Genomic DNA, 23,231 nt, shown 5'->3' on the forward strand with positions numbered 1-23,231 from the left:
ATCGCTCCTCTCCCTATTCATTCGTGTTCAAAAGGTTGGCTTTTACTCGACAGAAAAAATGAATGGATACAACGGTTGACCGCCTGCCTGGATCTCTACTTCCACATCCGCGTACGCATCAGACAAAGCTTTTTCTAAAGCATGAGCCTGATCTTCTGTCGCATCTTCTCCTAAGAATATCGTAATGATTTCGGAGTCTTCATCCACCATTCCCAAGAGCAGCGTCGTTGCGCAAGCTAGCAAGTCGGGGCCTGCTGTGACGATTTCTTTTTCAGCCATGCCGATAAAATCGCCTTCTTTGATTTGTACCTCACCCATTTGCGTGTCGCGAACCGCGTGCGTCACCATACCTGTTTTCACCTGGGCAATTGCCTTGGTCATCGCTTGCACGTTCGTTTCCGGTTCAACATCTGTACGGAAGCTGACCAGTGCTGCTAATCCCTGCGGAATGCTCTTCGTCGGTATGACAGATACAGGAACTTCAGCGAGCTCGGATGCCTGCTGTGCTGCCATGATGATATTGCTGTTGTTTGGCAGGATGATGATGTGCTGGGCATTCAGTCCTGCGATGGCCTTCATGAAGTCCTCTGTGCTCGGGTTCATCGTTTGACCGCCCTCTACTACCACATGCACACCCATGCTGCGCAAAATTGTAGCGATTCCCTCACCAGCAGCTACCGCGATCAATCCGTATGGAAGCAACTCTGTAGCAGGTTTAGCAACTGTTTCTGGCTTCGCCTGTCCTTTGTTCTCTTCCGCTTTTAGAATGTTCGCATGCTGCTCGCGCATGTTTTCTATCTTCAGTCGATGCAGGCTGCCGAATTGCTGAGCGTATTGCAATACGCTGCCCGGATGCTCTGCATGAATATGTACCTTGACGACTTCATCATCAGAGACGACCAGTAGTGAATCACCCATCGTATCCAGGTGGTTGCGGAACAGCGCTTCTGAGAACGACTTTTTGTTCGGCTCGGTGCTATGCGCGACATGAACCATAAACTCCGTACAGTACCCGTACGTGATGTCTTCTGTTTTCATGTGGATTTGTGCATTATGCTGATCAGAAATGAGCTTGTCCAGCTCTTCCTGACCGATTCTAGGTAACGAACGCTCACGATCGGCGGATAGCTCTTCCCCGCGCAATGCTCGCAAAAACCCTTCATAAATAAACAAGAGACCTTGTCCACCAGAGTCGACTACGCCCACTTCTTTTAGAACAGGTAGCATTTCCGGCGTACGCAACAGCGTAGCTTGCGCCTGCTCGTATGTTTTTTCCATGACAGAGATAATATCATCTGACGTGCGCGCTGCACGCACAGCCATCTCCGCCGCTTCACGGGCAACAGTCAAAATCGTGCCTTCTACCGGCTTCATCACTGCCTGATACGCAGAGTCAACACCAGCTTTCAAGGCATCGGCAAACTGACGGGCGTTAACCTCATCTTTTCCATTGACTGATTTGCTGAAGCCGCGGAATAACTGGGACAAAATCACGCCGGAGTTACCGCGCGCGCCCATTAACAGACCTTTTGCCAAAGCAGTTGCCGATTCAGTGATTCGGGGGGATTCTTTTCGAGTCAGCTCCTCCACACCGGAAGAGAAAGTCAAATTCATGTTTGTCCCCGTATCGCCATCCGGCACAGGAAAGACGTTTAATCCATCCACTACTCTGACGTTGTCGGATAAAAGGTTCGCCCCCAGGTAAACCATCCGGCTAAACAGCACGCCATCTAGACGCGTATGTACCAACTGATGTTCCTCCTTACATATCCCTGTCTGTACGAACTCCCTGCACAAAAATATTAACAGCAGTCACATCAATGCCTACTGTTTGCTCCAAGGTATATCGAACACGGCGTTGAACGTTGCCTGCCACCTCAGAAATTTTTACGCCATAGCTGACGATAATGTGCATGTCCAATACTACTTCGCCATTTGTGTTATGAACGACGACACCTTTGCTCAGGTTGTCTCTTCCTAACAGTTCAGCGATTCCATCTTTCAACGCTTTGCGAGAAGCCATGCCCACAAGTCCAAAAACTTCCATGGCCGCGCCGCCAGCGATCCGTGCGATCACGTCTTCTGTAACATCGATCTTTCCTAGCGATGTATTCATTTCCACTGTCATGCAAGGACTCCTCCTCTGTTAAACAGCTTGACCGTCATAGGTAAGCGTAACCATGCTTCCTTACAATTCTACACTAACACAAAAGAGAAATGAAGCGTTTTGTCGATCCTATCAACCCTACGAGAAAGACTAGGTAATTCATGTTGTCAAGTATTGCAATTGACAGCAATGTTGTGCTAATATAGTCGAGTATTTGTATTTCCCACAAAGGAAATCCCGTTTATATGTAACAAGGGAGGTGGATTGTAATGGCACGTCGTTGCTTTGTAACAGGTAAATCTGCTAAAGCTGGAAACGCTCGCTCCCACTCCATGCGCGCAACTCGCCGCACTTGGGGTGTCAACGTACAAAAAGTGCGCATTCTCGTAAATGGAAAACCGAAGCGCGTTTATGTAAGTACTCGAGCACTGAAATCCGGTCTCGTAACTCGCGTATAGTTGATTTCAGCTATGCGAAAAAAAGCACCCTCGAGGTGCTTTTTTGCATTTCTCCCGTTTCTCCACTCTTCTCCCTAAGGAGGCTCGGGGCCGAAAGTTCATTTTTTCTTGTTGAACGCCTCGATGATGCCCCGAATCATGCCACCCAGGAACTTCGGCAACTTGATGGTGTAAAACCGCATGCTACCCCTCCTCACCGAAATTACTACACACGATACAAATACACGCCGGCCCCTATGAGTGCTAATGCCAATAGGCTATACCAAACCCACGGAGGTGCCCAATACAGGAAAATGGTGATTCCCCCGACAGCCAACGCAACCCCGAGAACACGTCGCAAGGCGCCCCCCTGTCGCAGGCGATAGGAGCGCAATCCCATTTCGCGTAAGCACCTCCTTTAGGTGTTCTCAAAAACGTGCATATTACATCATATTCTGCTGTCGGATAAACATGTATCCTGCCACCTGAAAAAAGTAGATGTCTAAGAAGTAAAAAATCAGGCAACGGAACTCGCTGCCTGATTACATTATGTGGATAGTTTGTACTTGATACCGATTTTTCCTGTTTCTTATGCGACTCGATCGCGTGCGGGGAACAGCAGCTGCGATGCGCTGCTAAGCACAACTGTCAAGACGACTCCCGCGATAATCATTTCTGGCAGCAGATACGTGATGTTATAAATGAGGGAATATTGCCAGACTGGTACACCTTCTGGCGCGTAGCTGCCAAACCAAATAATACCCGATAGAAAATGGCAGACAAATCGTCCAATCACGCCAATGAACAAGCCGCTCCACAGAACCATGATTCGTTGCTTCGTTCCTTCGTAGCCAGACAGGCGAACAAACCCAGCGAGACCCAGCGCTCCAAAAGCAAGCGGATAATCCAGCAACAGCTGAACTGGATGGACAACTGTACTGCCCAAGAGCAATTGAAGAAATCCGACAACAAGCCCTGTAATGACACCAGCAGCGAGTCCACGGCGAACAGCGATCAATGCGATTGGCACCATCACCAAAGATACAGAGCCGCCCTGTGGCATTTCGAAAACCTTGATCTGACTAAACACAATTGCAAGAGCCGCCATCATCGCCATTTCCAACAAAATGACCAACCGTTGACGATCCAAAATAGTCACTCCTCAAAATAGAATAAACAAAAAATTTTTTACACTGATAATGTTTCTGATTCTAGCCCAAGTCTATGCGCGTGTCAAAGAAAAAAGCCGCTGCCTCATCGGCACTGCGGCTAGTTGTATTACCGAACCTTCTCCAAAAACTGCTGGGCGCGTTCACTTCTTGGCTTTTGGAAAAACTCTTCTGGTGGCGTATCCTCCAAGAGACGACCATCATCGAGGAACAAAATACGATCTGACACCTCTTCGGCAAAGCGCATTTCATGCGTAACGATTGCCATCGTCATTCCGCTATCAGCCAGCCCTTTCATAACCTCCAAAACCTCCTTGACCATCTCTGGGTCGAGGGCAGAGGTCGGCTCGTCAAACAGCATGATTTGTGGCTCCATCACAAGTGAACGGGCAATGGCTACACGCTGCTTCTGACCGCCTGACAAGCGTGATGGAAAGACATCCGCTTTGTCCGCCAGCCCTACACGCGCCAATAGCTCTCTCGCCTTTGTTTCCGCCTCAGCCGCAGACATACCTTTTACTTTCATCGGAGCATAGGTCAAGTTTTTCAATACCGTCATATGCGGAAACAGGTGAAAATGCTGGAAAACCATCCCGATTTGCTGACGAATACCCATCACGTCAGCTTTTGGAGCCGTGATTTCCTGCCCGTTGATCGTAATTGTACCCGTCGTTGGTGTCTCCATCAGGTTGATGCAACGCAGTAGTGTTGACTTCCCCGATCCAGATGGACCGATGATGGCGACAACCTCCCCTTTACCGATGTTCGTCGTGATGCCCTTCAATACATTCAGTTGTCCAAATGACTTCGTAATGTTATCGATCTTAATCACTGAGTCTCATCCTCCGTTCCAGTACGCGAGCTACCCAAGTCAGGATCATAACCATGACATAGTACAGGATACCGGCGATCATGTATGGCTCAAAATAGCGGAAGATGGTGCCTTTGACCACATTCGCGTTCTGCATGATGTCTGCAAGACCAATCGTGGAAACGAGTGCAGATTCCTTCAAGAGCGCAATCGTTTCATTGACGAGTGCAGGCAAGATATTTTTGACAGCCTGCGGCAAAATAATATCTAGCATCATCCGGTGATAAGGTACACCAAGCGCTTTGGCCGCTTCCCACTGCCCTTTATCCACCGCCAATATTCCACCACGAATCGTCTCAGAAATGTATGCACCTGAGTTTAGTGTAAATGTTAGCACTGCTGCTTCCAGTTGCGAAATGTTGTAGCCAGTAAGCTGTGGCGTTGCAAAATAAACAAAGGTAAGCTGCAAAATCAAAGGCGTCCCGCGGAAAACAGAAGTATAAACAACCGCGAGCCAGTTTAGCACTTTCACATTCGAAATTTTAATAAGTGCGAGGATGGAGCCCCAGAAAAATCCCAATACAACCGAAATCAAAGTAACAAGTAGCGTGCCCTTTATCCCTTCCAATATGAAAGGAATATAGGGCACGATTTGTGCAAAATCCAAATTCATGCCCATTCTCCCCTCTTGCTGCTTATACAGTTATTCTTCGTTGCCTGGAGAGATTATTGACCGAACCATTTTTGAATCAGCTTGTCCATTTCTCCGTTGTCTTGCATCTTTTTAATGACTTCATTAAATTTCTCTACGTGCGGCGAGCCTTTTGGGAACGCAACAGCGGAGCCATTTTGTTCATTTTCTTCCAATGTGGTAAATTGCAGAGAGTCATTGTTTTCCACGAAGCCTTTCGCTACCGTGTCCTCGATAATGGCAGCATCTACGCGGCCCGCTTTTACTTCTTCAACAATCTCAGGCAGCTTGTTCAGTGAAGTGATCTGCAAGCCGGAAACAGTCTTTGCAATCTCCTTTGCTGCCCCTTCCTGAATAGAACCGAGCTGTACCGCTACTTTTTTGCCAGCCAATTGCTCAGGCTTGGTCAGATTGCTGTCTTTCTTTGCTACGATCGTATTTTTCGCATCGTAATAGATGGTAGAGAAATCAGCGTTCTTCGCGCGCTCAGGCGTTGCTGTCATGCCAGCCATAACGAAGTCCGCGCGATTCGTTTGCAGTGCCGGAATAAGCCCGTCAAAGTTCATGTCATTGATTTGCAGTTCGTAGCCAAGCTCTTTTGCAATGTATTTCGCGATATCGATGTCAAAGCCGACAATCTCATCTTTTCCGCTGCTCAGATCGTGATATTCATACGGCTTATAGTCAGCCGAAGTAGCCATGACCAATGTTTTCTTGTCGCCAGCAGAAGGCGCAGGTGCTTGTCCTGTTGCTGTTTGATTGCCTGTACCGCATCCAGCGATCACGACTGCCGCAAGCATTGAAGTAAGTGCCAGAGAAATAAATGATTTTGTTTTCTTCATGATGAACCCCCGTTGTTATGATTTTTACGCATAAAGCAGTCTATTCGTAGCATTAATTTGCATGAAAACTTATATTTATGCATCACAATGATTATTTTACTCATAATCTAAACAATTTCAATCATTTTTTACTTACATTTTAAACACGGAATATACAGAATTTTATACGCAAATCTTTATTTTAGTGGCAGAAAAGCAAACAAGGCTTTATAGTGCTAGTAAAAGGAATTACAGGAGGCTGACATGGAGAAAAATTGGACGTCCTATTTTCGGCAGCAGCTCCCAGAAATTATCGAGGAACTGCGTACATATGTAGAGATGGAAACACCCACCCATAACAAGCAAGCTGTCGATCAATTAGGCAGTCTGATTGCGGAGCGCTTTCGCCAATTGGGGTGTCGGGTAGAGAGCTTGCCACAAGAGCAATACGGAAATCAGCTGCGAATGGAGTATGGAGATGGCGACGAACAAATCCTCATTCTCGGTCACTTCGATACCGTAAAAGAAATTGGTACATTAGCCGTTGAGCCTTGTCGCGAGGAAAATGGCCGACTCTATGGGCCTGGTACATACGACATGAAGGCGGGGATCGTTTTTAGCTATTTCGCCCTGCGCGCCATGATGGAACACAATCTTTCGCCCAAAAATAAGCTCGTCTTTTTTTGGAACACCGACGAAGAGATTGGCAGTGTTTCCTCCGAAATGCTTATTAGAGAGGAAGCAAAAAGAAGTAAATATGCATTGGTACTGGAGCCTGCCGCTGGAGATGGCTCTTTGAAAACAAGCCGCAAAGGCGGCGGAGACTTCCTTTTAAAAGTCACAGGCCGTGCTGCACATGCAGGCAATGATCACGCCAAGGGGATCAATGCGATCGCTGAACTGGCTCACCACGTCCTCGATATTCAATCGTTTACGAATTATGAGGCGGGCACTACCTTGTCTGTTGGTACCATTACAGGTGGAAGTGCATCGAACGTCGTACCTGACTTTGCCATGACAGAAATTGATGTGCGTATCCAAAGCCGTGAGGAAAGCGAGCGTATTACCCGATTGATGAGTCAACTGACCCCTGTCCATCCGGAAGCCAAGCTGTTCGTGGAAGGCGGTATCACCAAGCCTCCTATGGAACGAACTGCCGGTACCGAGCAACTGTTCTTGCATGCGCAGGAACAAGCGCGTCTGGAAGGCTTTGAATTGACGGAGCAAGGTGTCGGCGGAACAAGCGATGGAAACTTCGCCGCTGATGCAGGCACACCAACGCTTGACGGTTTGGGACCTGTTGGTGATGGAGCCCACGCCTCCCACGAGCATATCGTCATTGATGCCATTCCTGGCAGGATTGCCGTAATGCTTCGGATGTTTTTAACCTTGTCATAATAAATTTACAGGTGTATAATCTTATGGAAAATTAAGGCTCCGTCTCGTTAACGACGGAGCCTTATCTGCACTATTTTCGAATGGGCAGTCATATATATTCCTATTCGAATAACAAGGAGAGGGAAAACATGGAATCAATCACCACATCGCCAAGCAATCCCGTAGGATTTTGGCGTCGGCTCGGTGCCGGACTGCTAGATGCAATCATTATCGGACTACCGCTACTACTGATCACCTATATCATTACAGGCAGTACAGAAGACAATATTGTTACCAATCTCATCTCCTCGCTGTACAGCCTCCTCGTGCCTGTATTTTGGCATGGCTATACGGTGGGCAAACGAATTGCCGGGATTCGCATCGCCCGAATCGATGGAGAGCCTGTAGGAATCGGAACCATGCTGTTACGCAACCTCGTCGGAGGAATCGTGTATGTCATTACACTCGGTCTTGGTATAATCGTCAGCGCCATCATGGTTGGTGTTCGTCAGGATAAACGCTCGATCCATGATTTGATCGCCGGTACGTATGTAACATCGAATCAGCCTTAATTTTCCACTCATCCGAAATAGAATAGCAACTCTGCGACGAGCCCCTTAGAATCGTCATTGGAAAAACCACCTGGTTACCCGATGAAATCTAAGGGGGAATTTTTATAAGATTGGCACCCAAAACAGCATGTCTCGACTAAAAAAAGGCCGGATGATTATATCCGGCCTTTTTCCATTTCTATCCATCAAGCAGTTTATCGGAACAATACCTTATCTGTCGTTGCATCCATAAACACCATTGTTGTGTATGGCGGCAGGCTTGCCCGCACAATGATATAAGGTGTGTGCACCGCTGGCATTGTAATATCTTCTGGAGTAGGATTGGTCAGCTCTACATAAACCGTGAGCATTTCCCATCCTTGCTGAGTTCCAACAACCTTCAAACTATAACCAGAGGTAGGCATTTCACCACGGGAGACCACATACAGGTCGCCTTGACGATGTACACCCTTTTTCGATTTTACTTTTCCTACGAATGCTCGTTCAGCCGCTGACAATCTACCTTCTTTTTCAATAGACAATTTTTTCGTTTGCACGTCTACTTGAGAAGTCGAGATCGGCCCCGAATGCTTTTGTTCAGCATGCACGGCAGTTTGTGAAAATGGCAGAATGGAGAGAATGGTTAGAACCGCTACACTGTTTTTCCATAACGATTTCATACATGATCAACTCCTGATTTTTTTAGAGGGCGAGAAACACTTCTTGATACTGGCCAGTATCTCTCAGATAGGAAATTTTTACCACTATCTGGATAATTTGATTTAATCATTATATTTATTAAAAAGCAATATTTTCCAAAATGTTTTATTTTTGTTAATTAACCTTTACCAGTTATCACCTATAATCCTTATAGGAGTAAGAATAATTCGATTTTATTCTATTTGTAGTATGAACTATAATTATACTTTTATTTTTATTATTAATTGATTTATCAGGTAATTAATTACAATATTCAGATGATTACAAACCGCATAAACAAGAGAAAACAAAAAAAAGCTGACGCCGATTGCCTATCGTCGTCAGCTTACAGCTACGTGTTATTCTTACTGTCCACGAATCGCAGCGATCGCTTGAGCGCGATCTGCCTGATTGAATACCGCGCTGCCTGCAACGAGGACAGTCGCTCCTGCTTCCTCGCACAAACGCGCTGTTTGTGCATTGACACCACCATCGATTTCGATTTCCACATGCCCCAAGCCACGCTCGTTCAGCATTTGACGCAACTGGGCAACCTTTGGCACAACGCTGTGAATGAATTTTTGTCCACCAAAACCAGGGTTCACCGTCATGAGGAGAACCATATCCAAATCAGCAAGGACTGGCTCGATCGTGGAAATCGGTGTAGCCGGGTTCAATACCACTCCTGCTTTTACACCTTGCTCCTTGATCAAGTGCAGCGTGCGATGCAAATGACGGCATGCTTCCTGATGAACAGTAATCCAGTCTGCTCCACTTTTCGCGAATTGCGGAATGTAGCGATCTGGTTCCTCAATCATCAAGTGCACATCGAGAGGCAGCTTGGTCACTGGGCGAATCGCCTCCACAATCAGAGGGCCGATCGTAATGTTTGGAACGAAGTGTCCATCCATTACATCCACGTGAATCCAGTCCGCTCCTCCCTTCTCGACATCGAGAATTTCTTCACCCAGACGGGCAAAATCAGCAGATAGGATAGAAGGTGCGATTTTTACCATGGTTTGTTCCTCCGTTGGTATTCTTTTAGCTCTTCGCGGAATTGTTTGTAGTGTTCGTAGCGCTGTTTACTGATCTCACCAGCCTCCAGTGCGGCCTGCACGGCACAAGCTGGCTCGCTTACGTGAAGACAGCCACGGAACTTGCATTCCGAGCTGCGATCGGCAAAGTCCCGGAAGGATTCCGCCAGATCTAGCTCGGAGAAATCGATAAATTCCAGTGAACTGAAGCCCGGTGTGTCTGCCACATAGCCGCCGCCCGCAAGTGGAATCAGCTCGACATGACGCGTTGTATGCTTTCCGCGTCCGAGCTTTTGGCTGACATCTCCTGTCTGCAGGCTGACACCCGGAAACAGCATGTTGATCAGGGAGGATTTGCCTACACCTGACTGACCTGCAAAAACCGAAATACGGTCCCGCAAAACCTCAAGCACTTCCTCCACACCGCGTTGATCCGCTGTTGAGGTCGGAATCACGCGATACCCGATCGCTTCATACTTCTCCACGATTTCGGTTACCTCTTCTTCCGACACTTGATCGGCTTTGGATAGCACAATCACAGAATCAATCCCTGCACGCTCCGTGTGCGTTAGGAACTTGTCCAACAGCAACGGACTGAACATCGGCTTGTACATCGAAAAGACGAGTACCGCCTGATCCACATTGGAAACGGGCGGACGAACCAACTCATTCGTCCGTTCGCCCACCTCCATGATATAGCCTTCTTCCTCATTGATCGCATCGTAGACGACCCAATCCCCAACCAGTGGATTTACTTTTGCATCTTTTTTCTTGAAGAGCCCTCGTGCACGGCAACTGTAGATTCGCCCTTCGTCGGCTACATAATAGAAACCGCTGAGCGCTTTCACAATCCGTCCTTCTGGCATTCATGTCCCTCCACTACACTATGGCAAGCTGTTATACGAAACTGGAATTGTCTGGTATTCAATGAAGCCTTGATCAGTCGATCGTTTCACAAAGACCTTGACTACCGAGTCCTTCTGTGGCGCCAAGACAATTGGTACATCGTACTCTTTACTTTCGGTGATCGTTTCCGTGAGCGGAGCTTTTGCCTCTCCACGAGCATCTGTCACTTCAATCTTCACTTCCAGTGTTTCACCAGGCACAACCTCTACATAAACCGGAACGTTTGCCAGCTTAGCGTCCTGCGGATATTGGCCATTGCTGACCTCAAGCGGAACCGCTACTTCCTTTTGCACATCCATTCCCGGATCGTAAGGGTGAGTGCTGAGAACAATACCTGGTTTGTCCGTCGTATAAGTAGGCACTTTGGTGATTTCCCCAACAGTCAGTCCTTTTTTGTACAATTCTACTTGTGCAGCTTCTACTGATAAATTCCGCACATCCGGCATTTTCACGAAGGCTTTTCCTTTACTGATCGTGACCGTCACATTCGTTTTAGTAGGGAACACTTTTTCATTTGCGGCTGGAGTCTGCTTGATAACCGTCCCTACCTCAGCCTTGTCGTCCTCTTCCTCTACGAAAGTGACATTCTCCAGTTTAAAACCATTGCTTTTCAATGCTTCTTCTGCAGTTGCTCGCGGCAGCGTAACCAGATTTGGCATGTTAATCTCTTGTTGTCCTTTGCTTACATACAAAGTTACAACGGAATTTTCCTTTAACCGCATGGGAGGTGCAGGGTCTTGGCGTATCACCATTCCCTTTTCTATCGTATCATTGGCTTCTTCCACGATACGGGCAACCAGTTTGGCATCCTGAATCTTCTTCTCAGCGAGCGTTACTTCGATCCCTTCCACATGAGGTACCTGTGCCTCTGGAACGGACGGGAACAGATTCAACAGTAAGTTAAATCCGAAGAATGCCAGTACGAAAAACAGTCCGATACCACCTACCCACAACAGAGCTTTGACCCACCATTGTTTCTTGGCTGGTTTGGCATCCTCTTCTTCCGTACGCTGCTCATAGCGGCTACGCCCCGCTCCTCCGGTTTTGCCATTGGTATGGCCTTCGAGCATGTCAGGTGTGATGATCGGCACCACACGCGTCATCTCTTCATCCACCGGGAACGTCAGCTTTTCTTCGTTTAATCGCTCTGGGAACAGGCAGGTCTCCAAATCTTCTAGCATTTCACTCGCGGACGCGTATCTGAGAAATGGATCCTTTACCAGCGCCTTCAAAATGACATTTTCTACACTCTGCGGGATAGCCGGATTGACTTGGCGCGGCTCTGGAAGCGGCTCCTGCAAATGCTTGAGCGCCACTGATATAGGCGAATCACCGGAAAACGGCAGTTCACCCGTCACCATTTCGTACAAGACGATCCCCAGCGAGTAAATATCAGATTTTTCCCCGGTAATCCCGCCGCGCGCCTGCTCTGGCGAAAAATAATGGACAGAGCCAAGCATCGCATTCGTATGCGTAATCGTTGCTGAAGTAACGGCTCTCGCAATCCCGAAGTCCGTAACCTTCACCCGACCATTTTTTCCAATCATAATGTTATGCGGCTTGATATCTCGATGAATGATCTGGTTTTGATGCGCATGATCGAGTGCATCGCAAATTTGCTCGGCGATCCGCACTGCCTCTTCTACCGGCAGCGCACCACGTTGAATGATGACCTCTTTCAACGTGTAGCCTTCTATGTACTCCATCACCATGTAATGGGTATCGCCTTCCTGACCGACATCATACACCCCAACCACATTGGGGTGAGATAAGCTCGCCACCGCCTGCGCTTCACGTCGGAAACGATTGACGAAATCTTCGTCCGTACCAAACTGTGAACGCAGCACTTTAACTGCCACTGGACGATTCAATATTAAATCTTTGGCCTTGTATACAATGGCCATACCGCCCCCACCGACGCGGGACTCTATTTGGTATCGTCCTCCCAGTCGTTGACCTTCCATCTCTCTCACCCCTCTTCCTGACCGGCATCAAGCGTATTTCGTACGGCAACCAGCGTTATGTTGTCTTCCCCACCAGCATCCAGTGCTTCTTGCACCAAACCGTCCACCTTCGCTTGTAACGATATCTGTTTCTGCAAATTTTCTTCAAAGGAAGGATGACTGACCTTGTTGCTCAGTCCATCTGAGCAAATCAAGACGATATCACCCTCTGACCATTCAAACTGCCCAAGATCAATGAGCACATCCGGCTCAGTCCCGACCGAACGCATAATGACGTTGCGATGAGGGTGGACAGACGCCTCCTCGGCTGTAATCTGTCCACTTTTCAACAGCTCATTTACAAGGGAATGGTCTTCTGTCTTCATGACCAGACCGTCTTGGTTGTAAAAATACAGACGGCTGTCGCCAATATGCGCAGTAATCACGGAGGATTGGTCGAACAAAGCAGCAACCACGGTTGTACCCATGCCACTGCACTCCGGATGTTCAATCGCATATTCATAGACTTCTTTATTCGCAAGCAGGATGGCGTTCATCAATTGCTCACGCACATCCTCTGCTTCGAGGTCCCCTTCTAGGTGACGCAGTTCTTTTACTATTCGCTCAACAGCAAGGCGACTGGCGATATCACCAGCCTGATGGCCACCCATACCATCTGCTACAATGGCGAGCACGCGTCCGTTTAAATCGGTCACACAGGCATAATAGTCCTCGTTAACCTGACGAACGCGGCCAACATGGGATTTCATCGCGATTTCCATGGCATCACCCCACGGTTTCTTTAGCGTGTTGTGCCCTCAATTGTCCGCATGCAGCAGCAATGTCACTGCCTTGCTCGCGTCTGATGGTCACATTGATTCCTTTTTCCTCTAAAATGCGTTTGAACTGAAAAATCTCATTGCGTGGCGTGCGCACATAATCACGCTCTGGTACGTAGTTCACCGGGATCAGATTCACGTGGCAAAGCATGTCGCCAATGAGTTCGGCCAGCTCCTCTGCATGCTCGGGCTGATCATTTTTCCCGCCGAACAGACCATACTCAAAACTGATACGACGCCCTGTCTTGTTAATGTAATGGTGGCATGCTTCCATCAGCGTAGCAAGCGGGAAGCCGCGGTTGATCGGCATCAACTGGCTTCTCAGCTCCGTGTTTGGAGCGTGCAGGGAAATGGCCAGGTTCACTTGTCCACCTTGTTCAGCAAACTCGTAAATCTTCGGCACAATTCCACTGGTGGAAACTGTAATGTGACGAGCACCGATATTCAGTCCACGGTTATCGTTGATTACAGACAAGAACGCCATCAAGCTCTCGAAGTTCTCGAAAGGCTCCCCGATCCCCATGACGACAACGTGACTGACACGCTCACCTTCCGCATCCAATCTGCGTTGTGCCGTCAATACTTGAGAGACGATTTCACCTGCATCCAGGTTACGTTTTAGTCCACCTAATGTAGATGCACAAAACGTACATCCGATACGGCAGCCCACCTGTGTCGTAACACAAATGCTGTTTCCGTAGTTATGACGCATAATCACCGTCTCAATCGCATGTCCATCAACAAGCTGGAACAAAAACTTGATCGTTCCATCCTGCGATTCTTGATGCGTGATTTCCTTGAGCGGACCCATGCGGAATGTATCAGCCAGCTTTTCGCGCAGCTCCTTGGACAAATTGCTCATCTCTTCAAAAGAAGTGACACGCTTTACATATAGCCAGTCAAAAATTTGTTGCGCACGAAATGCTTTGTCGCCGGCACTAACCAGCCATTCCTTCATTTCATCTTGCGTCAAACTGTAAATAAGCGGCTTTGCGCCAGTAAATGTCGTTAACGGCATTCTATCTCCACATCCTCAAAATCATTGCTTGCCTAAATCCATTCTATCATTGTACCTCGTGGGGCGTCTCGCTTCAAACGGTTTTGACATCCAGATTCATAAATGCATCGCTTTTCCTAGTGTAAACCAATCTGAGCGCTCGCAAACAAAGGCAAAGGAGTGGCATTTTCCACCTATTGGTGCGCCACCCCTTGTTTGTACGTCCGTTTCCTTATCCTCTTCGTTTCAATCGTGCGATAAAGAATCCATCACTCTCGAAATGGTGAGGCAAAATTTGTACGCAGGCTCCGGTTTCATCGACATGCCCTCTGACAACCTCAGGCAGGTCTTGTGCCAGTGTATCATCGAATACGAAATCAGGGTGTTCTTCGACAAAGCGGCGAACAATCTCCTGGTTTTCTGCTGGCTCGATCGTACATGTGCTGTAAACCATGACACCACCCTGAGCAAGCATCGGTGCCAACGTCTTGAGCAGTTCGTACTGTAACTGAGCAATCGCACGGACATCTTCAGGCGTTTTGTTCCATTTCAGATCTGGCTTCCGACGAATCACGCCAAATCCGGTACACGGCGCATCCAGCAGGATTCGATCGAAAGTTCCCAGCTCTTTTTCAGGTAGGTCCAGCGCATCACTAACGATTGGCTCGATGATTGTAATCCCGAGTCTTTTCGCTGCACTCGCAATCAGATCGCGTTTGTGCGGATGCACATCACTCGCAATGATTTGCCCGCTGTTTTCCATCATTTCTGCTATGTGCGTTGTTTTTCCACCAGGAGCCGCGCAAGCATCCAGTACACGCATGCCTGGTTGTGCAGCAAGAGCTGGTGCTACGAGCATGGAGCTCTCATCCTGAATCGTGAAGTAGCCTTCCTTGAACAAGCGAGAGCCTGCTGCATGTCCGCCTTCCATCAAAATAGCATGAGGACTGACAGACGATGTTTGGCCTTCCAGCCCTTCTTCCGCCAGCTTGTCCAGCACTTGATCCTTCGTCGTTTTCCATGCATTGACCCGGATAGAGCTATGCGGCGTTCTGTTGTTGGCTTCGCAAATCGCAATCGTCGTCTCTTCTCCATAGACCGTAAGCCACTGACGCACAAGCCATTCTGGATGAGAATAGGCTACGGCGATTTGCAAAGCACGGTCGCCTTTTGGCTGACGCTCCCACACATCCGGCTGGCGCAATACATTGCGCAAGACACCGTTGACCATCGAAGCAATCCCTTGGTGACCGCGTTTCTTGGCGATTTCAACCGCCTGGTGTACGGCAGCGCGCTCAGGAATACGGTCCAAAAAGTGAATTTGATATAAGCTGAGACGCAACAAATTACGAACCCAAGTCTGTACCTTTTTATTCCCGACAAAATGAGACAGGACATGATCCAGCGTCATCTTTCGCTGAATGGTACCGTACACAAGCTCCGTCACCAGCCCTGCATCTGCTGCACTGAGATTTTCACGATCCAAGACATTGCGCAGCTCAAGATTACTGTAGGACTTATGTTCTTCTACCCTGTTCAAAACATCGAGGGCGATATCGCGAGCTCCCTTTTTTGCCACGGACTATTCTCCTACCTTTGTGCCGATTTCAATGTTGCTGCCCGCTCCACGCAAAAAGTCGAGTGCACTCATACGTTTTTTGCCTTCTGGCTGCAATTCGGTTATTTTCACTGCACCGCTACCGCAAGCGACCACGATACCGTCTTCCTCACGGGCGATGATCGTTCCCGGCTCTTTGCCTTCGCCCGACGCAAGCATTTTTTCTACCCACCACAACTTCCAAATCTTGCCTTCGCATGTAGTAAATGCGACCGGCCACGGATTCAAACCTCGGACTTGGTTGTAAATCTGTTCCGCAGAACGGCTCCAGTCAATTTTTTCGTCTGTACGCTTAATATTCGGGGCAAAAGTCGCTGCCGAATGATCCTGTTTCTCTGCTACGAGCTCACCAGCCAACAGGCGTGGAACGGTAGCCAGCAACAGTTCAGAGCCTGCCGCAGCCAATTTGTCAAACATGGTCCCCACGGTATCGCGCTCCTCAATCGGAACGACTACCTTGGACAGCATATCCCCTGCATCGAGAGCTTCCACCATATACATGATGGTCACGCCTGTTTCCGCTTCTCCCTCGACAATTGATTTATGAATCGGGGCACCCCCACGATATTTCGGCAAAAGAGAGGCGTGCACATTGATGCAGCCATATTTCGGTGCATCGAGCAATTTCTTCGGCAAAATCTGTCCATACGCCGCGGTAATGATCAGATCAGGCTCGAGCGCTAACACTTCATCCAAGGCTTCTTCTGCCTTGATTTTCTCCGGTTGCAATACCAAAAGTCCATGACGCAAAGCCGCCTCCTTCACGGGGGGCGGCGTCAATACTTGCTTGCGTCCAACGGGACGATCGGATTTTGTTACGACTCCAACCACGTTGTAGCCTGCTTCGAGTACAGCCGTAAGACTCGATACAGCAAAGTCAGGCGTTCCCATAAACAGGATGCGAGCATCTTTCAAATGGTTATTCCCCTTCCTGGTTCGGGTTTACTTTGTACACCTTGTCAGCTACATCGATAAAGAGGACACCATTCAAATGATCGATCTCGTGTTGAGCGCAACGGGACAACAGGTCGTCTGCCTCGAGCTCAACCACATTCCCGTTACGATCATGACCGCGCAGTCTGATCCACTTGTGGCGGCGAACGTCTCCTTGCAGGCCAGGAATGCTCAGGCAGCCTTCTGGATAATCGTATTGCTCACCTTCATGCTCAACGATTTCCGGATTGATCATTTCAATCAGTCCATCACCGCAATCCATTACGATGACACGCTTGGAGATGCCCACTTGTGGAGCAGCCAAGCCTACACCGTCTGCATCGTACATCGTATCTGCCATATCATCAAGCAGCTTGTGCAAGTTGGAATTAAATTTGGTTACGACCATTGCCTTTTCACGCAAAATCGGATCTGGATGTTTTACAATTGTGCGAATCGCCATGTGTTTCATATCCTCCCTAAAGCAGTACGTAAGGGTCGACGTCAATCGTCATCAATACTTTCTGCTGTTTGTTCCATTCTTCAAACGCAGCCGTCGCCTGAGCGAGCAGGTCCGACAGTTGCGGTTCATCACGATATTTTAGCATGATCTGAAAACGAAATCTATCCTTCACCCTCGCAATGGGCGAAGCAACTGGGCCCAAGAGGACCGTTGTCTGTGCCAAACGCTGCCGTAAATAGTCAGCCATTGTATGCGCACCGCGGATAACAACAGGTACATCCTCGTGGCTGAACGTAATTAATACGAGCCGGAAATACGGCGGGTAGCCTGTTCGTCTGCGCTGCAACATTTCATCCTGATAAAATGCGGGATAATCATGCTTGGTCGCATGGACAATGCTGTAGTGTTCTGGCGTATACGTCTGAATCAAGACTTCTCCGTCCAGTTCATGCCGTCCTGCCCGTCCACCTACCTGCGTCAGGAGCTGAAATGTCTTTTCCGCCGCACGGAAGTCAGGCAGATGCAAGGAAGTATCCGCTGCAATGATTCCCGCTAGCGTCACTCGTGGAAAATCAAGGCCCTTGGCAATCATCTGGGTACCGAGTAAAACGTCGCCTTGACCCGCGCGGAATTTGTTTAGCAGCTCTTCATGAGAGCCTTTACGCGAGGTCGTATCCACGTCCATGCGGATGACCCGGATTCCAGGGAAAAGTTTGGCCAGCTCCGCTTCCACCTTTTGTGTTCCGGTACCAAAAAAGCGTATATGCTCACTCTGACACTCCGGACAATGCTTAGGCTGTGCGATGGTATATCCACAGTAATGGCAACGTGCCGTATGATTCGTTTTATGATAAGTAAGCGAGATGTCGCAATGAATGCAGCGCATCGTATAGCCACAGGATCGACACATGACAAAGGTAGAGAAGCCTCTTCGGTTAAGGAAAATGACCATCTGCTCTTCTTTTGCCAATCGATCTGCAATCATCTCATGCAGCTTCCGGCTGAACATCGAACGATTCTGGGACTGAAGCTCCTCTCGCATATCCACGACATGTACCTGCGGCATCGGACGGTTCCCGACGCGCTCTGGCATGCGCAACAGCTCGTAGCGGCCTCGGGTAGCCAGTGCATACGTCTCCAAGGCAGGAGTCGCGCTTCCCATGACGAGTACACCCTGATTCTCTTTCGCTCGCCACAGGGCTACTTCCCGTGCATGATAGCGAGGGGTCTCTTCTTGCTTATACGAGCTCTCATGCTCTTCATCAATCACAATCAAACCAACATTCCGAAACGGAGCAAAGATGGCAGATCGTGCACCTACCACTACTTTGACCTGTTTACGAATGATCTTGCGCCACTCGTCATAGCGCTCTCCTTGTGACAACGCACTGTGCAAAACAGCTACGTCTGCACCAAAACGGGCCTTGAAGCGCTCCACCATTTGCGGAGTCAGTGAAATTTCCGGAACGAGAAAGATCGCCTCGCGCCCTTTTTCCAACGTACGTTCGATCGCTTCGAGATACACTTCTGTTTTACCGCTTCCGGTAACACCGTGCAGTAAGTAAGAAGCATACGTTCCCGAATCAATCGATTGCAAGATAGGTGTCAGTGCCGCTTCCTGTACCGAGGTAAAGACAGGCTTTTGCTTTTCCTGGAAACGTCGATTGGCGTACGGGTCCCGGTAAACCTCCACTTGCTCGATCGCGATCCAGCCTTTTGATTCCAGGCTTTTTAGCGGAGAACGCGTTATTCCGTATTCATCCCGCAGCATTTGTACAGACAAGGACTGCTCCTTGTGCATGAGCATCAGTTGAAGGACACGGCGCATCTGCTCCGCCCGCGCTGGCAACGAACTTATCGCTTCCTCCAGCTTACCCTCATCCAATAAACTCCGGACAAATGATTGCTGCTTGCGGGTAATTTTGTCCCTTACTTGATATTCGGTAGCAAGCAGACCACTCTGTATCCAGCCCGGAACGAGCAAATACTCCTCCGCAAATTGTTTCTCTACTTCTGCTAGCGGTAGTTGCCGTTTGCGGAACAATTCCCACAGAAGCCCCGATCTCCCGCATGCCTCTTCGTCCAATGCGTCTGTCGACGTCAGCCACTTTTCCGACTTCCCTTTGAGCACAGCAGGAAGCATCGCCTGTACAGCCGTTACCCACGGACACAAGTATTGCTTGGACATCCATTCGCTCATCTTTAGCAGCTCTGGCGTAAGAGGAGGAGTATCGTCTTGTACCTGCACGACATCTTTTAGTCGCGAACGATCTGGTATGGCTTCGTCGTCCTCGACGATCCCAATGACATAGCCTTGCAGTTGACGGGGACCAAATGGGACAACCACACGGCTACCAATGCGAATCAGTGGACGCAACCAAGGCGGAACATGGTAATCAAAAGGTCGATTCGTTCGATTGACCGGAACGTCCACGATAATTTGAGCAATCATGACAGGTCTCGGAGCGGTTTATGTTCTTGTACTGCAAGGACAGCATCAAACAACTTGTCTGCCACAGCCCGCTTGCTCAATTTATCCAATGCCAGTTGCTCTCCGCCACGGGTTAGCAAGGTCACGATATTCGTATCGCTCCCCATACCTGCACCCTCGAGCAATACGTTATTGGCTACGATCATATCGAGATTTTTTCGCTCCAGCTTGGACTGGGCATGCTGCAACACATTTTGGGTTTCTGCTGCAAAGCCCACGACGAATTGCTTCGTTTTCCGATCACCAATGGTCTTTAAAATATCGGGTGCTTTCTCCAGCTCCAGTTCGAGTGGACCATCACCCTTTTTCATCTTATGTTCAGATACATGCTTCGGTCGATAATCGGACACTGCTGCTGATTTGACGACGATGTCACAGTGAGGCAACTGCTCCATGACGGCATCAAACATTTCTTGTACCGATTCCACCGCGATGAATTCCACTCCATCAGGAGGTGCCAAGGAAGTCGGCCCACTGATCAGTGTGACCTTCGCCCCTCTGTCTCGTGCCGCTTCCGCGATAGCGTAGCCCATTTTGCCTGAAGCATGATTGGTTATGTAACGAACTGGATCAATTTTTTCACGGGTCGGTCCAGCTGTGATCAGTACATGCTTGTCCTGCAAATCTTTTTCTCGGATCATTTGTCTAGTCTCATCGGAAGCAAACCATTGACGAACAGCTTCGACGATTTCCTCTGGCTCCGCCAAACGTCCTTTGCCAATCCATCCACATGCCAAGAGCCCCACACCCGGTTCAACAAACCGATAACCATAGGCCGTCAGCTTATCCATATTTGCGATAACTGCAGGGTGATTGTACATATTGACATTCATGGCAGGCGCGACCATGACAGGCGCTTTCGTAGCCAGTACAGTCGTCGTCAGCATATCATCCGCTATGCCATTCGCCATTTTGCCAATCACGTTTGCCGTTGCTGGCGCGATCAATACGAGATCAGCTCGATCAGCCAGTTCAATATGGCTAATCACATGCGGGTCTGGCTCTGTAAATGTATCCGTATAAACAGGTAGGTGAGACAAGGCTTGAAACGTTAAAGGCTGAATAAACTGTAAGGCACCCTCTGTCAAAATGACATGCACCAATGCACCTGCCTGTGTCAGCTTGCTGGTCAATGCAGCAGCCTTGTAAGCAGCGATGCCGCCCGATACCCCAAGAACAATTCGTTTTCCTGCAAGCGAATGCATCTGCACTCTCTCCCTTCTCCCCTATCCGAAATCCGAAAAAAACAACCTCGTGAGGTTGTTTTTAAAGGTGACTGCTTATTTGCGACCGTCCAAAAACTCGTGAACGAGCTCGTCGGAGATGAACTCTTCCAGTGCCAAACCTACAAACTTTTTGGATTTTGGTCTCACCACTTGAATTTCGCTGTTTTCGCGAAGCTGACGCGCACGCTTGGATGCTACTGTCACCAGGATGTACTTGCTCTCTGCTTTTTCGGTCAATTCGTCAATAGATGGATACAACATAATTCTATTCAACCTCCTGTAACCATTTGCTATATTTGTGAACCTGACGATCTTTTTTCAGATGCTCCGCTGTAATAATCGCTTGAATTCGATCGCAAGCCGATTCGATGACGTCATTGACGACTACATAATCGTAGTGATCCATGAGCTCGATTTCAGCACGCGCCACTTCCATGCGCTTGCGAATAATCTCTTGTGATTCTGTCCCGCGTCCCACGATCCGGTTTTCCAGTTCGTTTAAATCAGGAGGAGCCAGGAACAGGAATGTACCTTGCGGGAAGCTCTCTTTCACTTGAAGCGCACCCTGAACTTCAATCTCAAGAATAACATCGCGCCCCTCATTCAGCATATCGTCCACGAACTGACGAGGTGTTCCGTAGTAATTTCCTACGTATTCTGCCCATTCCAGAAGAGCATCTTCTTCAATCATCCGCTTGAACTCTTCCTGGCTTTTAAAAAAGTAATTAACTCCTTCTACCTCTCCAGGACGCGGCTGGCGTGTGGTAGCGGAAACAGAATACACCAGATCAGGCATCACTTCACGAAGTGCCTTGCATACTGTTCCTTTTCCCACACCAGCTGGTCCGGAAAGAACCAAAAGGAGACCACGATCAACCATACTCATTGTTTACACTCCTACTTTATTCGTCCGATTCGTCATCCTTCGTAGTCAAGCGCTGTGCCACTGTTTCTGGCTGTACCGCTGACAAAATCACGTGATCGCTGTCTGTAATAATGACTGCACGTGTACGTCTCCCATAAGTAGCGTCCACAAGCATGTTGCGATCGCGCGCTTCCTGGATGATCCGTTTGATAGGAGCGGACTCCGGACTTACAATTGAAATAATGCGGTTGGCATTGACAATGTTGCCAAAACCGATATTGATTAGCTTGATTGCCATGACGGCCCAGCCCATCCTTTCATGCTACTCAACATTCTGTATTTGCTCCCGCATCTTCTCCAGTTCTGTCTTGATCTCGACAGCCAGATGCTGAATGCGCAAATGATTCGCTTTGGAAGCAATCGTATTGGCTTCCCGATTCATTTCTTGGAGCAGAAAATCCAGTTTTCGACCAATTGCTTCTTCTTTGCCTAATTGAATGGCAAACTGTTGGCAATGACTATCTAAACGGGTCAACTCTTCACTAATATCACTTTTATCAGCGAAAAAGGCAACCTCTTGCGCTACACGAGCAGGGTCCAATTCAAAAGGTGTCAAACCGGCCCACTCACTTACGCGCTGCTCAAGTCGGCCCTTGTAATCTTCCCTACATAGAGGGGCCAACTGGGAGATCTCCCGCGTCCATGTGTTGACGGCAGTCAGGCGACTGGCTAGATCAGCGTGCAGCAGATTACCCTCGGTCTCTTTCATCGAAACGAGATCCATTGCCGCGCCCCTGACCAGGTCTTGGAGCCACTCTGTCAGCTCCTCCACATTGTCCTCTGACTCTTTGGTATGTATCACGCCAGGAAAGTGTAGCAGATCCTTGACGGTTAAAGGCGTCTCTAGCGAAAAACGCTGAGTCATCTCGCGGGAAATGGAGACTAGCTGTTCAGCCACATCCCAGTCAATGTCCATGACCGTAGCAGAAGAATTTTTCCCTTCCACTGAGACAGTGACATCAACACGCCCTCTTCTGACAAACTGCGCGACCAGCTTACGAATCGAATCCTCAAGCATATTCCATGCTTTGGGCAGGCGCACGACAATCTCAGAAAAGCGGTGATTCACTGCACGAATCTCGACTGTTGCTCGAATGGAGCCTTTGCTATCTTCTTTTCTACCGTAACCAGTCATGCTTCGAATCATAAGTTTTCACTTCCATAGACGCAAAATCGTTAATTTATTATAGGAG

Annotated in this window: 26 protein-coding genes; 3 read left to right on the forward strand and 23 right to left on the reverse strand. The window is 48.6% G+C overall.

The window, feature by feature from the left end; all coding sequences use genetic code 11:
* Positions 1–42: 42 nt before the first annotated feature.
* Both HP398_RS05995 and HP398_RS06000 read right to left on the reverse strand, forming a co-directional pair.
* A complete protein-coding gene (locus HP398_RS05995; RefSeq protein WP_173622134.1) occupies positions 43–1,749 on the reverse strand; it encodes a DAK2 domain-containing protein in 1,707 nt (568 codons plus the stop codon).
* Between the two features lie 13 nt (positions 1,750–1,762).
* A complete protein-coding gene (locus HP398_RS06000; protein ID WP_007728362.1) occupies positions 1,763–2,128 on the reverse strand; it encodes an Asp23/Gls24 family envelope stress response protein in 366 nt (121 codons plus the stop codon).
* 248 nt (positions 2,129–2,376) lie between these two features.
* Here HP398_RS06000 and rpmB point away from each other — a divergent pair, with 248 nt between their 5' ends.
* Positions 2,377–2,565: a 50S ribosomal protein L28 gene (gene rpmB, locus HP398_RS06005; protein WP_005831020.1), complete on the forward strand. Its 189-nt coding sequence runs from the start codon at positions 2,377–2,379 to the stop codon at positions 2,563–2,565.
* 98 nt (positions 2,566–2,663) lie between these two features.
* Here the strand turns inward: rpmB and spoVM are convergent, their stop codons facing one another.
* The 6 genes from spoVM to HP398_RS06035 form a co-directional block, all read right to left on the reverse strand.
* The gene (gene spoVM, locus HP398_RS06010) at positions 2,664–2,747 is read right to left on the reverse strand and encodes a stage V sporulation protein SpoVM (RefSeq protein ID WP_005831022.1); all 84 of its coding nucleotides are present in this window, start codon (positions 2,745–2,747) and stop codon (positions 2,664–2,666) included.
* A gap of 23 nt (positions 2,748–2,770) precedes the next feature.
* Positions 2,771–2,944 (reverse strand): hypothetical protein, encoded by a 174-nt coding sequence (locus HP398_RS06015; RefSeq protein ID WP_007728365.1) that lies wholly within the window; start codon positions 2,942–2,944, stop codon positions 2,771–2,773.
* Positions 2,945–3,133: 189 nt separating this feature from the next.
* Positions 3,134–3,694, reverse strand: coding sequence for an energy-coupled thiamine transporter ThiT (gene thiT, locus HP398_RS06020; protein ID WP_017249451.1), 561 nt, complete (start codon positions 3,692–3,694; stop codon positions 3,134–3,136).
* 128 nt (positions 3,695–3,822) lie between these two features.
* Complete coding sequence (locus tag HP398_RS06025) at positions 3,823–4,545, reverse strand: amino acid ABC transporter ATP-binding protein (protein ID WP_173622135.1); 723 nt, start codon at positions 4,543–4,545, stop codon at positions 3,823–3,825.
* Complete coding sequence (locus tag HP398_RS06030; RefSeq protein ID WP_069849708.1) at positions 4,538–5,197, reverse strand: amino acid ABC transporter permease; 660 nt, start codon at positions 5,195–5,197, stop codon at positions 4,538–4,540. Before HP398_RS06030 ends, HP398_RS06025 begins: the two co-directional genes overlap by 8 nt.
* Positions 5,198–5,250: 53 nt before the next feature.
* Entirely contained in the window at positions 5,251–6,057 is an 807-nt protein-coding gene (locus HP398_RS06035) for a transporter substrate-binding domain-containing protein (protein ID WP_017249454.1), read from the reverse strand.
* A 243-nt stretch (positions 6,058–6,300) separates the two neighbouring features.
* On the opposite strand from HP398_RS06035, the gene HP398_RS06040 reads away from it, so the two are divergent.
* Positions 6,301–7,434, forward strand: coding sequence for a M20 family metallopeptidase (locus HP398_RS06040; RefSeq protein ID WP_173622136.1), 1,134 nt, complete (start codon positions 6,301–6,303; stop codon positions 7,432–7,434).
* 128 nt (positions 7,435–7,562) lie between these two features.
* Positions 7,563–7,985: an RDD family protein gene (locus HP398_RS06045; RefSeq protein WP_017249456.1), complete on the forward strand. Its 423-nt coding sequence runs from the start codon at positions 7,563–7,565 to the stop codon at positions 7,983–7,985.
* 194 nt (positions 7,986–8,179) lie between these two features.
* Here the strand turns inward: HP398_RS06045 and HP398_RS06050 are convergent, their stop codons facing one another.
* From HP398_RS06050 to HP398_RS06120, 15 genes are all read right to left on the reverse strand, one after another.
* Entirely contained in the window at positions 8,180–8,644 is a 465-nt protein-coding gene (locus tag HP398_RS06050; protein WP_017249457.1) for a protease complex subunit PrcB family protein, read from the reverse strand.
* Positions 8,645–9,028: 384 nt separating this feature from the next.
* Entirely contained in the window at positions 9,029–9,679 is a 651-nt protein-coding gene (rpe, locus tag HP398_RS06055) for a ribulose-phosphate 3-epimerase (protein WP_017249458.1), read from the reverse strand.
* Entirely contained in the window at positions 9,673–10,563 is an 891-nt protein-coding gene (gene rsgA, locus HP398_RS06060) for a ribosome small subunit-dependent GTPase A (protein WP_173622137.1), read from the reverse strand. The genes rpe and rsgA overlap by 7 nt, the downstream gene beginning before the upstream one ends.
* An 18-nt stretch (positions 10,564–10,581) precedes the next feature.
* Positions 10,582–12,567, reverse strand: a complete 1,986-nt coding sequence (gene pknB, locus HP398_RS06065; protein WP_173622138.1) for a Stk1 family PASTA domain-containing Ser/Thr kinase — start codon at positions 12,565–12,567, stop codon at positions 10,582–10,584.
* A 5-nt stretch (positions 12,568–12,572) separates the two neighbouring features.
* On the reverse strand, positions 12,573–13,328 hold the full coding sequence (locus HP398_RS06070; RefSeq protein ID WP_017249461.1) for a Stp1/IreP family PP2C-type Ser/Thr phosphatase: 756 nt from the start codon (positions 13,326–13,328) through the stop codon (positions 12,573–12,575).
* Positions 13,329–13,332: 4 nt separating this feature from the next.
* Positions 13,333–14,403, reverse strand: coding sequence for a dual-specificity RNA methyltransferase RlmN (gene rlmN / locus HP398_RS06075; protein WP_017249462.1), 1,071 nt, complete (start codon positions 14,401–14,403; stop codon positions 13,333–13,335).
* 211 nt (positions 14,404–14,614) lie between these two features.
* On the reverse strand, positions 14,615–15,961 hold the full coding sequence (gene rsmB, locus HP398_RS06080) for a 16S rRNA (cytosine(967)-C(5))-methyltransferase RsmB (RefSeq protein WP_173622139.1): 1,347 nt from the start codon (positions 15,959–15,961) through the stop codon (positions 14,615–14,617).
* 3 nt (positions 15,962–15,964) lie between these two features.
* Positions 15,965–16,915 (reverse strand): methionyl-tRNA formyltransferase, encoded by a 951-nt coding sequence (gene fmt / locus HP398_RS06085; RefSeq protein WP_173622140.1) that lies wholly within the window; start codon positions 16,913–16,915, stop codon positions 15,965–15,967.
* 4 nt (positions 16,916–16,919) lie between these two features.
* Positions 16,920–17,396 carry a peptide deformylase gene (gene def / locus HP398_RS06090; RefSeq protein ID WP_017249465.1) on the reverse strand — a complete coding sequence of 159 codons (477 nt, stop codon included), beginning with the start codon at positions 17,394–17,396 and terminating at the stop codon, positions 16,920–16,922.
* Between the two features lie 16 nt (positions 17,397–17,412).
* On the reverse strand, positions 17,413–19,848 hold the full coding sequence (gene priA, locus HP398_RS06095) for a primosomal protein N' (protein WP_173622141.1): 2,436 nt from the start codon (positions 19,846–19,848) through the stop codon (positions 17,413–17,415).
* Entirely contained in the window at positions 19,845–21,092 is a 1,248-nt protein-coding gene (gene coaBC, locus HP398_RS06100) for a bifunctional phosphopantothenoylcysteine decarboxylase/phosphopantothenate--cysteine ligase CoaBC (protein WP_017249467.1), read from the reverse strand. Before coaBC ends, priA begins: the two co-directional genes overlap by 4 nt.
* A gap of 75 nt (positions 21,093–21,167) precedes the next feature.
* Positions 21,168–21,374 (reverse strand): DNA-directed RNA polymerase subunit omega, encoded by a 207-nt coding sequence (rpoZ, locus tag HP398_RS06105; protein WP_016742004.1) that lies wholly within the window; start codon positions 21,372–21,374, stop codon positions 21,168–21,170.
* A gap of 4 nt (positions 21,375–21,378) precedes the next feature.
* Positions 21,379–21,999: a guanylate kinase gene (gene gmk / locus HP398_RS06110; RefSeq protein ID WP_017249468.1), complete on the reverse strand. Its 621-nt coding sequence runs from the start codon at positions 21,997–21,999 to the stop codon at positions 21,379–21,381.
* Positions 22,000–22,015: 16 nt separating this feature from the next.
* On the reverse strand, positions 22,016–22,276 hold the full coding sequence (gene remA / locus HP398_RS06115) for an extracellular matrix/biofilm regulator RemA (RefSeq protein WP_015891999.1): 261 nt from the start codon (positions 22,274–22,276) through the stop codon (positions 22,016–22,018).
* Between the two features lie 24 nt (positions 22,277–22,300).
* Positions 22,301–23,185: a YicC/YloC family endoribonuclease gene (locus tag HP398_RS06120; RefSeq protein WP_069849491.1), complete on the reverse strand. Its 885-nt coding sequence runs from the start codon at positions 23,183–23,185 to the stop codon at positions 22,301–22,303.
* Positions 23,186–23,231 lie beyond the last annotated feature (46 nt).

Source organism: Brevibacillus sp. HB1.4B (assembly GCF_013284285.1).
In the GTDB taxonomy this organism is placed as follows: Bacteria; Bacillota; Bacilli; order Brevibacillales; family Brevibacillaceae; genus Brevibacillus; species Brevibacillus porteri.

Coding starts and splice junctions, on each gene's coding strand:
- HP398_RS06070 (WP_017249461.1), bottom strand. CDS start 13,328: ATGGAAATCGCGATGAAATCCCATGTTGGCCGCGTTCGTCAGGTTAAC.
- rsgA (WP_173622137.1), bottom strand. CDS start 10,563: ATGCCAGAAGGACGGATTGTGAAAGCGCTCAGCGGTTTCTATTATGTA.
- HP398_RS06040 (WP_173622136.1), top strand. CDS start 6,301: ATGGAGAAAAATTGGACGTCCTATTTTCGGCAGCAGCTCCCAGAAATT.
- priA (WP_173622141.1), bottom strand. CDS start 19,848: ATGATTGCTCAAATTATCGTGGACGTTCCGGTCAATCGAACGAATCGA.
- rpmB (WP_005831020.1), top strand. CDS start 2,377: ATGGCACGTCGTTGCTTTGTAACAGGTAAATCTGCTAAAGCTGGAAAC.
- HP398_RS06000 (WP_007728362.1), bottom strand. CDS start 2,128: ATGACAGTGGAAATGAATACATCGCTAGGAAAGATCGATGTTACAGAA.
- HP398_RS06030 (WP_069849708.1), bottom strand. CDS start 5,197: ATGAATTTGGATTTTGCACAAATCGTGCCCTATATTCCTTTCATATTG.
- rlmN (WP_017249462.1), bottom strand. CDS start 14,403: ATGCCGTTAACGACATTTACTGGCGCAAAGCCGCTTATTTACAGTTTG.
- HP398_RS06120 (WP_069849491.1), bottom strand. CDS start 23,185: ATGATTCGAAGCATGACTGGTTACGGTAGAAAAGAAGATAGCAAAGGC.
- HP398_RS06045 (WP_017249456.1), top strand. CDS start 7,563: ATGGAATCAATCACCACATCGCCAAGCAATCCCGTAGGATTTTGGCGT.
- pknB (WP_173622138.1), bottom strand. CDS start 12,567: ATGGAAGGTCAACGACTGGGAGGACGATACCAAATAGAGTCCCGCGTC.
- HP398_RS06050 (WP_017249457.1), bottom strand. CDS start 8,644: ATGAAATCGTTATGGAAAAACAGTGTAGCGGTTCTAACCATTCTCTCC.
- HP398_RS06035 (WP_017249454.1), bottom strand. CDS start 6,057: ATGAAGAAAACAAAATCATTTATTTCTCTGGCACTTACTTCAATGCTT.
- rpe (WP_017249458.1), bottom strand. CDS start 9,679: ATGGTAAAAATCGCACCTTCTATCCTATCTGCTGATTTTGCCCGTCTG.
- def (WP_017249465.1), bottom strand. CDS start 17,396: ATGGCGATTCGCACAATTGTAAAACATCCAGATCCGATTTTGCGTGAA.
- spoVM (WP_005831022.1), bottom strand. CDS start 2,747: ATGCGGTTTTACACCATCAAGTTGCCGAAGTTCCTGGGTGGCATGATT.
- HP398_RS06015 (WP_007728365.1), bottom strand. CDS start 2,944: ATGGGATTGCGCTCCTATCGCCTGCGACAGGGGGGCGCCTTGCGACGT.
- rpoZ (WP_016742004.1), bottom strand. CDS start 21,374: ATGTTGTATCCATCTATTGACGAATTGACCGAAAAAGCAGAGAGCAAG.
- gmk (WP_017249468.1), bottom strand. CDS start 21,999: ATGAGTATGGTTGATCGTGGTCTCCTTTTGGTTCTTTCCGGACCAGCT.
- coaBC (WP_017249467.1), bottom strand. CDS start 21,092: ATGCATTCGCTTGCAGGAAAACGAATTGTTCTTGGGGTATCGGGCGGC.
- remA (WP_015891999.1), bottom strand. CDS start 22,276: ATGGCAATCAAGCTAATCAATATCGGTTTTGGCAACATTGTCAATGCC.